This window comes from uncultured Butyricimonas sp., assembly GCF_959596855.1.
Taxonomy (GTDB): domain Bacteria; phylum Bacteroidota; class Bacteroidia; order Bacteroidales; family Marinifilaceae; genus Butyricimonas; species Butyricimonas muris.
The window spans coordinates 1-7715 of record NZ_CAUFYA010000083.1; the positions used below are offsets into that span (position 1 = coordinate 1).

A 7715-nucleotide genomic window follows, 5' to 3' on the forward strand; every position below is an offset into this window, starting at 1 on the left:
CGTACCAACTCCGTCCGGCATGCCACGCTTCCGTGTCAAACGGCACCAGTTGAATAATCTTACCCTCCCGCCCGATCACCAGATGTGCCGAAGCGTTCACGTCAGGCCTTGTCAGATAGATTGCGGCAGCCTCGCTACCCGCCACAGCCGTGTAATGCAATACAATCATATCCGGCCCTACAAGTTTACGCGTGTTTTTGGCGCACACCAGATGACTCACCCCGTCTCCCACCAAACGGTGGTTGACAATTGAAAATGGAGAATTGAAAATTGAAAATGAACTCATAAATCGTAAATCTAAAATCAAAAATTAGAAGCGTTTTTTTCCCGTGAAGGCTTGCACGATTTTCTCCCCGCTTCTCCCCACCACGTAGCCGCCTAACCCGATCTCCAACAAATCCCAGAATCGGGAAGTGTCATCAAGAATCGGCAAACTCACGAATGTTCCCACCAGCACGATCACCGCAAACGTTAACATCACCATCGGGCGCCACGATCGTTGCAACCACGTACCCCGGGCTTCCTCTACCAGAACTGCCGACCGGGCTTCCATCACCCGTTGTTCCCACTCCACGAAAACACGCATCAAATCCGTTTCCAGTTGTTTCTTCTCCCTTGCCGGGAGTGTTAGGCGGTCGACCACCTCGCCAACCGCACTGACCACACCCTTTACTCCTTCCACCACCTGAATCCCGCGAGAATACTATTCTTTACCTCTGCCTCGAAGTAAAACTTCTTGTTTCCCATTCTCCGCACGGGGATAGCAAACAATTTCTCGTAACGGCGCAAAGTATTAGCAGAGATACCCATCGCCTTGCAAACTTCCGCTGCGGTCATCAACCTGTGCGACACGTTCGCCGCCGTTTCTATCGCCAACCGAACCTCCTGCCGGTACTCTTTCAGTTGCCGCAGCAACAATAGGGACATTTCTCCCCCTTTTTCATTTTTGTTAACTACTCTTGCCATGTTAATTGAAAATTGAAAGTTGAAAATGTAAATCACTAAATCAGAAATTACTGAATCAATAAATCATAAATCTTAAATTCGAATGTATTGGCTCGTCGAATACGCCTTCCCCTCTTTCTCCCGGAAAAAGCAATACACGTGTGCTGCCGTACCCCGTTTCCTTTCCAGCCGGAATGTTGCTTTCCCGTCACCTCTCGTTGCTCCGTTGATTTCAACAAACACGGGCGTGAAAGAACGATTCCCGTACAGCACGACCACCACCAGACTATCATCCACCCGTGCCGAGGGCAAGTTAGGCCCATTCTCCCACGTCAACGTCACGGAATCATCATCCCCGACCATCGCCGACAAATGATCCACCTTTTGCATCATACCCACGGCCAATTGCAAGCGGGAGAAATCGCCAATCTTGCCATCCGGACGGAAAACCATCATGTTCACCTTCATAAAAAAATTGAAACCGTTCGCTCCCGATTCTCCCACCGCCACTTTCCACGCATCCCGGAGGACAGTTTCCACCAAACATTGATAAAAACGGGTCGCCACTCTCAGACGAGAACGATTTTCCTGCTGATGCGAAGTGTTCGCGTCAAGATACCCCGCGGGCATACTTCTCACCCGGCTCGTCCGCCCAACCCGATAAAAAATAGCGTTTCCCACTTTCCCTTGAATTGTACTGTTCGTTATTGCCATATTCGTTTATTTTTCATTTAACGATACAAAAATAACTCGCCATACAAGCGTCAACAACTCTATTTTCCCTTTGAACGAAACGTTCTTCCCCTTGTCACGAAACTTCTTCCCTTTTGATTACCTCGTGCCCACCACCACACGAATAAAATAACACATTCTCATGAAATACCCTCCAACTAACACCGCAATCCCCTTTCACGCCCGCTTCACTCCCGGTACAAAGACGCCCGTGAGCGGCTTTGCACCGACTTTGTACCGGCTTTAAAGCGTCAATATTCCCTTTTCTCCACGGGATTTTTCCCCATTTACAACGGGATTCCCTATAATGAATATTTACTCTATCACCTTCCAATCATCCACGGTCCCCGTTTCGGAAGAGAAGCTAACTCCTACACAATAAAGTCGACGGTGATCCTCCAAGTAAGGCAGGGCATACCCCTTTTCCTCGATCTGCTGCAAGGCCGCATCCGCAGTGCCATCCAGTTTAAATTCAAAGATGTAAATATAATCGTTTGTCTCGATAACACAATCCACACGTCCTTCACTCTGTTGCTTTTCCGTGTAAACCGTGTAAACACTAATCAAACGCAACAATAAATAGAAAGTATAATGGAAATAACGCTCCCGTTCCCGTTCGTTCTCCTTGCGGCGCATCGTGTAAGGAATACTACTCAAAAAAGAGGTTAGCAAACGACGGAATTGTTCCGTATCGCCTCTTTTCAAAGCACGAACACCTGTCCGTATCCACGAGTCGGCAGCGATTCCCGGTTTCAAGTAATCCGCCAGCACTAGACTCACGAACCCCTCCTTCACCTCGTTGTTTGGGAAATCAAGCAAATAGGTTCCATCTTCACTGTCATACTTCTTCACTGTCAGGTAACCACTTTGGTAGATCATCGGCAACGGCTTCTCCACGTCTGCCTTGTAATCCTCGAATTCCCGGGGATCATAATATCGACCCGTCAACTCGTCAAGATTCTCACGGGCGTGCTCCAACAGACGGATGAGATAAGTCGGTGTTCCACTCCGGAACCAATAATCCCGAATCGCTTTCGAATCCAAAGCATTCAACAGACTAAATGGGTTATAGATATCCACTAATCGAGTACCAAAATGATAGCCGTCATACTGATTTTTCAATCGCTGTTCCACCTCCCCGTGAGTCAACTGCAATTCTTCCGCCATCTCCGCGATAGAGCCCGTGAAATAACGCTCGATCTCCTCCCTCGTGATCCCGCAAAGCGACTCGTAGCGACTATCCATACTAATATCTTTCGGCTGATTAAAGCCACTGAACACGCTTACTTGGGAAAATTTCGTCACCCCCGTCAAGAAAACGAATTGCAAGTGCTCGTCAGCCGCCTTGAACACCGAGTAAAAACCTTTCAGCACGTTACGGTTACGCTCTTCTAGCAACATCCGGTTTGCCCCCACCACCGTCTCCAAGCCCGTGTCTAGCACGTCCAAAATGGGCTTATCATACTCATCTATCAATACCACGACACGACACCCTGTGCGCTCATGTACTTGCTCCAGCAATCGAATAAAACGATCACCAACTACCGGGCTTTTCCCCTTCTCTACTTGCCAATCTTCCTCCCATCTTGAAACGTAATCGTCAAGCACGTGCTCTAACGTTCCCTCTCGGGTAAAATCACGACCGTTGAAATCGATATGAAATACCGGGTACTCCAACCAATCTTTCTCCAACCTGTCGATCGCCAATCCCTTGAAAAGTTCTTTCCGCCCCAAAAAGTAATTCTTCAACGTGGATACCAAAAGGCTCTTACCGAAACGACGGGGACGACTTAAGAAATAAATTTTTCCTTCTTTCACTAACGAGTAAATCAAGGCAGTTTTATCCACGTAGACATAACCGTCCTCTATGATCTGGTCAAAACTCTGCATTCCTATCGGGTACTTCATAGCCAAACTACTTTTAAGGTTGTTATCACAAAGATAGTACAAATATTTTAATCTTTGGTTGTAATCCACGACCGGGGTTCCCCGCCAGTGGACTCATTCCCCGGGCGGGTTTATACTAATAATTAAAAATTACTCTTTATCCTCTTCTTTAGCCGATCGCTTGGAGGTGTCCTCCAAAATATTGAATACCTCTAACAACTCTTTCCGGTTCGGTTTGCTGACGGGGATGAGTTTCCCACCGACACGGACTACCGAGGTGCCGAAAAAAGCGTCAACATGAAGCAAGTTTACAAGATAGCTCTGGTGTACCCGGGCGAAAAGACGCCACGGTAATTTACGCTCCAACGCCAGCAAGGGACTGGTTACCGTGAGCCGGGTACCGTCTTTCAAATAAACATGACAATAACTCCTCGATGCCTCCACCAAAAGGATGTCGACATAAAGGTATCTCTGGCGACACTCGCCATTCAATATAAAAAGCCCGCGATTGATTCTACGGGCCGGTCTTACAGGTGCCGATCCACCTCGTGCATTCTTTTCCATAAATTTATAGATTTTATGCCCTCGGAAAGAAGCACCGGCGGGTACACCCGACTATCTTTTATTCCATCTACTTGATACTAGGTCAATCTTCCTCGTTAACCCAAAACCAAAAATAAGGGGGAAGTCCATTTTTCTCGACTCCCCCCTAGCACGCACCAATATTATAAAAACAAGATTACTTCTTCTTGCTCTTTTTCAACAATTTTGCCACCGTGTCACGAAGGGCATCCCCGCGGAGACCTTTCTCCACGATACGGTTCTCCGCGTCAACGAGGAATGTCGCCGGGAGTTCGTGTACCATGTAAAGACGGGCGCTCGGGGAGGCGAAGCCTTGCAAATCCGAGCCGTTCGTCCACACCATCCCGTCCAGACCGATGGCGTTGCGCCACTCACCACGGTTCTCGTCAAGCGAGATACTGACGATTTCCAGACCCAGCGGGCGGTATTGCAGGTAAAGTTTCACGAGGTCGATGTTGTCCTGACGACAAAGAGGGTTCGTTGAAACCCAGAAGTACACCAACTTCAACTTGGCGGGAAGGTCATGCAACGAGAAGGTGTTCCCGTCGGGTTTCTCCGTGGTGAAGTTAGGAGCCATCTCGCCAACGGCTAGTTTCTCGTACTGCTCGAGGGCAGCGGCGATTCGCTTGCCGGGAACGGTGGCACGGGCAGCCTCACCGAGAAGATTGTACTTCGAGCGCAAACCCTCTTCCGTTTCACCGCTGATGCCGAGGGCGATCACGTGCGCCGTGGCGTACTCGTCAGGATTCGCCTTGATTAACTCCAAAGTGGCGTTTACTGATACCTCGTACGCCTTGTTCACCCTTTCTTGCAAGGCTTGGACGTTCGCCCCGGGCTGTTGAGCTTCTGCCGCCACTTTCGCTTGTTCCGCCATGAAAGACTGGCTGATCCGGGTGAAACGGGTCAACAACTCTTGTTGCCTGCCGCCTTGAATCAACGCCCCAGTGTTGCTCACGTTCACCATAAAATTAGCGTTCTCGAGAATCAAGGGGATCATCCCGTCCCCGTTCTCTAATGTGAGATAAGCCGCCACGGGCTGGTTTATCTTGCCCTTGAAAGTAAATACCCCGTTATTAATCATCGTAGTTGCCAGTGTTTCAGGTTTACCGCTTTCTTCGCTTACCAGTAACATTTTTCCATCTGCGATACCGTTCACTTTACCGCTAATTTGATAGCCTTCTTGGGCTGCACAAGCAATAGTGGTACCTATCGCCAAAACAAGTAACAATGAAATCTTTCTTGTCATTTTCTCTATTTTTTAATTTAAATTTCTCTTTTTTCTCGCGAAACCGCTATCCATCCACGTCGGTTTCACCTCAAGCAACAGCACCGAATCCGCCGTGATATATCGACGGTCTATCAGCCATACCCGCTTTTTATAGGGTTCTAATTTACCACTCAAAACTAATTTCATCTTCTCCATTTTCGACATTCCCTCGGGTGCAATCTCCCGCACCCGCTTCAAATCCTCACCGTAAACCAACGTGTCAAGCATAAAACGCAACACCTCGTTTACTTCTTTCAATTGCGCCAATTTCTCGTTCATGTCTATCGGCCTCACTTTTTCCAGCAAGGTTTTCGGTACAACCAATTTTTGGGCAACAGATTCCTCGTGCAGAAAAGAAACATGATCTGACGACAGAATCGGCGACACCAATCGATACCTCTGGTAAAAAATCGTATCAAGACTTGGGGTCAAAGCAAACTCCCGACTGTAAAATATACCTTCCTTTTCCTCCCCATCCTGATATAATCCACTGGATATCAATACGACAAACTGGTCTTTCGCCAGATCAAACATCACTGCACTATCTTTTTGGCTCCACCTTTTTTCACTTATTTCCACCACTCGCTCAGCCTGCACAGATAACGACATCACTGTAAACAACAACCATAAATAAACTTTTGATTTTTTCATTACTTTTAATTTTTAAATACACGACATCCTACTTCGGCTTGATGCACTTTTGCTTTATCCGCCGCCGATAAACTTTCATAAGCTTCTGTATTTTCCATTTTTCCCCGCACTTTTCTCTCCCCCGGGAAAATCACTTTACCTTCTAGAATCGGTGTCAAGAAATCAAGCCAAACACTCGCGGAAGATTTTTCCTCGGGAAAATCGAAAAAAACAGTCAAAGAAACTTTCATTTCTTTTATAACCCGATAAAATCGCTCGATTTGCTCCTTCGTCATACTTTCAAATAACACACCGTACATCTGCAAAGAAACATAGATTATTTTTCCTTCCCTATCAAATTCAAAAAAAGCAATACAAAAATTTAAGTTCGGGTATTGCTCCGCGTGCTGCACGAGCTTCTGCAAAATATCCCCCGGCAAAGCCTTTATACATTCAATATTCCAAGCTTCTCTCGCACGCTCGTAAGCGATATGACAAGAATCATCATCATTATTTTCATCAAACTTACTATCGGCTAACGAATAATCTGAAGCCAAAACCTCATCACAGGTATCTTTGACACGATAAACTCCATTCCCGTATTCAAGCCGATAAGTTAAAGAATCCCAACAAGCCTTCCTTTCCGTACCGGACCCTTTCGCCATCTTCAAATTTTGTGCTCGTCCTCCTAACGTCAAGCACAATAAAATTAATAATAGAATTGTTTTCATAGTTTACAAGTTTAATTATTCATAGTTATATCTATCTGTCGCGTTGCCACTCTATACAACCAATTAATTAAGGATTGAGGATGAATACTCCCCTCTCGTTCGTCGCTTTGCCAATCTTTAATCCACACGTTAAATTTTTGCAATATGCTTTCCAAGCTCCAGAAAGAGCCCTCCGCAAAAGAAGCTATCATGTTACGGTATTCCTCCATGCCTTCCCGAAGAGAAACGTGTAAAGTTCCCGGGAATGCCTTCTTCTCGATTGCATTTATTATATCCATAGCCATGTAGGCCTCGAATTCTATACTACGCTTGTAATTACCCGACATCGTGTAATTAAAAACATGGTGTTGGACATAATGCAAAAATTCATGTTGTATCGCAATTTCAGTTACCCCACGTTCTTTAAAAAAAATCGTAGACAAATTTGGCTCATAATATGCATCCTTGTTTTCCATCTCGCCTGTTTTTCCTAATCTTTTATCCACGGCAATACCAATAAATGCATCAACATCTCGATACAATAAATACGTTAACACGCCCCCATTATTAAACACGAATCTACCCCATATATTAAATGTATTTTTTTCCCCTTGATTTAATTCCCGCATTTTCGAATTACTAAATCCTCCACTACGACACACGAATTTCCCCAAAAGAGTATCTTCCCTTGAATTCAACACGTTCAATTCCTCGTTACCCGTGATGCACGTCGCCATATCTATTTCATCGTAACAACTATAACAGATAAAAGCAATCAAAAAATACAATATACATCGCTTCATTTTTCCTCCATTAAAATTTAGTCTTGTTTTCTTATTTCTCTCCCAACAACTCCGCTATCTTTTTTTCCAGAGCCTTTCCCCGGAGATTTTTGGCGATGATGCGATTATTCTCGTCCAGCAATACCGTGTGGGGAATGCCCCGGACAAGGTAACGGGCGG

At 45.9% G+C, this 7715-nt stretch carries 11 protein-coding genes; all 11 read right to left on the bottom strand.

What is annotated here, in order from left to right:
* Positions 1 to 286: N-acetylmuramoyl-L-alanine amidase (locus Q5866_RS20485; protein WP_303182221.1), on the bottom strand; the 286-nt coding region annotated here is incomplete at its 3' end.
* 24 nt (positions 287 to 310) lie between these two features.
* On the bottom strand, positions 311 to 685 hold the full coding sequence (locus tag Q5866_RS20490) for a 3TM-type holin (RefSeq protein WP_186974810.1): 375 nt from the start codon (positions 683 to 685) through the stop codon (positions 311 to 313).
* Positions 670 to 966 (bottom strand): MerR family transcriptional regulator, encoded by a 297-nt coding sequence (locus tag Q5866_RS20495; RefSeq protein WP_141560910.1) that lies wholly within the window; start codon positions 964 to 966, stop codon positions 670 to 672. Before Q5866_RS20495 ends, Q5866_RS20490 begins: the two co-directional genes overlap by 16 nt.
* 72 nt (positions 967 to 1038) lie before the next feature.
* Positions 1039 to 1659: a DUF6266 family protein gene (locus tag Q5866_RS20500; RefSeq protein WP_186974811.1), complete on the bottom strand. Its 621-nt coding sequence runs from the start codon at positions 1657 to 1659 to the stop codon at positions 1039 to 1041.
* Between the two features lie 333 nt (positions 1660 to 1992).
* Positions 1993 to 3585, bottom strand: a complete 1593-nt coding sequence (locus Q5866_RS20505; RefSeq protein ID WP_227217030.1) for an ATP-binding protein — start codon at positions 3583 to 3585, stop codon at positions 1993 to 1995.
* Between the two features lie 129 nt (positions 3586 to 3714).
* Positions 3715 to 4128 carry a LytTR family DNA-binding domain-containing protein gene (locus Q5866_RS20510; protein ID WP_303182223.1) on the bottom strand — a complete coding sequence of 138 codons (414 nt, stop codon included), beginning with the start codon at positions 4126 to 4128 and terminating at the stop codon, positions 3715 to 3717.
* A gap of 175 nt (positions 4129 to 4303) precedes the next feature.
* The gene (locus Q5866_RS20515) at positions 4304 to 5392 is read right to left on the bottom strand and encodes a TlpA disulfide reductase family protein (RefSeq protein WP_303182224.1); all 1089 of its coding nucleotides are present in this window, start codon (positions 5390 to 5392) and stop codon (positions 4304 to 4306) included.
* A 12-nt stretch (positions 5393 to 5404) separates the two neighbouring features.
* A complete protein-coding gene (locus tag Q5866_RS20520) occupies positions 5405 to 6064 on the bottom strand; it encodes a hypothetical protein (protein WP_303182225.1) in 660 nt (219 codons plus the stop codon).
* 5 nt (positions 6065 to 6069) lie between these two features.
* Positions 6070 to 6774, bottom strand: a complete 705-nt coding sequence (locus tag Q5866_RS20525) for a hypothetical protein (protein ID WP_303182227.1) — start codon at positions 6772 to 6774, stop codon at positions 6070 to 6072.
* A gap of 11 nt (positions 6775 to 6785) precedes the next feature.
* Positions 6786 to 7556: a hypothetical protein gene (locus tag Q5866_RS20530; protein ID WP_303182229.1), complete on the bottom strand. Its 771-nt coding sequence runs from the start codon at positions 7554 to 7556 to the stop codon at positions 6786 to 6788.
* A 31-nt stretch (positions 7557 to 7587) separates the two neighbouring features.
* Positions 7588 to 7715 (bottom strand): TlpA family protein disulfide reductase (locus Q5866_RS20535; protein WP_368502072.1); only part of this gene is annotated, 128 nt, incomplete at its 5' end.

Bases quoted from the DNA above. Each gene is read 5' to 3' on its own strand.
- Q5866_RS20520 (WP_303182225.1), bottom strand. From the start codon at position 6,064: ATGAAAAAATCAAAAGTTTATTTATGGTTGTTGTTTACAGTGATGTCG.
- Q5866_RS20530 (WP_303182229.1), bottom strand. From the start codon at position 7,556: ATGAAGCGATGTATATTGTATTTTTTGATTGCTTTTATCTGTTATAGT.
- Q5866_RS20515 (WP_303182224.1), bottom strand. From the start codon at position 5,392: ATGACAAGAAAGATTTCATTGTTACTTGTTTTGGCGATAGGTACCACT.
- Q5866_RS20505 (WP_227217030.1), bottom strand. From the start codon at position 3,585: ATGAAGTACCCGATAGGAATGCAGAGTTTTGACCAGATCATAGAGGAC.
- Q5866_RS20500 (WP_186974811.1), bottom strand. From the start codon at position 1,659: ATGGCAATAACGAACAGTACAATTCAAGGGAAAGTGGGAAACGCTATT.
- Q5866_RS20495 (WP_141560910.1), bottom strand. From the start codon at position 966: ATGGCAAGAGTAGTTAACAAAAATGAAAAAGGGGGAGAAATGTCCCTA.
- Q5866_RS20525 (WP_303182227.1), bottom strand. From the start codon at position 6,774: ATGAAAACAATTCTATTATTAATTTTATTGTGCTTGACGTTAGGAGGA.
- Q5866_RS20510 (WP_303182223.1), bottom strand. From the start codon at position 4,128: ATGGAAAAGAATGCACGAGGTGGATCGGCACCTGTAAGACCGGCCCGT.